This window comes from Gluconobacter sp. P1D12_c, assembly GCF_018812105.1.
GTDB classification, from domain to species: Bacteria; Pseudomonadota; Alphaproteobacteria; order Acetobacterales; family Acetobacteraceae; genus Gluconobacter; species Gluconobacter oxydans_A.
In genome coordinates this window covers 1-548 of the sequence record NZ_JACSIQ010000252.1, presented here as the reverse complement: position 1 = coordinate 548, position 548 = coordinate 1, and the positions used below count along the sequence as shown (strand labels likewise).

General features: G+C 58.0%; 1 pseudogene. It reads left to right on the top strand.

Annotated elements, in window-relative coordinates:
• Nucleotides 1-548, top strand: a pseudogene (locus KP705_RS16600) (Tn3 family transposase); the annotation flags it as partial.

Sequence of the window (548 nt, the reverse complement as noted above, 5' to 3'; positions counted from 1 at the left end):
GATCAGGGCGTTGATTCACTGTCTGCCATTACGGGAATTGACTGGCCCCGCCTCCAGGACGCCATCGGCAGGGCTGAAACCCTGACAGCTCCAGAGACCATTGATCGCACGGCCGAACTGATCAACCGGCATCGCTCTCTTCGTCCTGCCATTGGTCCATTCCTGAACGCGTTCCAGTTTCAGGGTGGTCGCACGGTACAGGGATTACTGAAGGCGGTGCAGATCATTGGAGACCTCTATCGGACCGGTAAACGCCGCTTGCCTGACTCCTGTCCGATCCGTTTCATTCCGCCTTCCTGGCACAGCTTTGTCAGGCCAGAGGGAACAGTCATACGACAGGCTTACGAACTCTGTGTTCTGACCCAGCTGCGCGAGCGTCTGCGTGCCGGAGACATCTGGGTAACGGAAAGTCGCCAATACCGCGCATTCGACACCTACCTTCTTCCGGAAGCCACGTTTGCAGCGATGCGCGCGCAAGGACCGTTGCCTCTGGCGATCAATGCTACGGCTGACACGTTCCTTTCTCAACGGCGTGCAGTGCTGGAAAC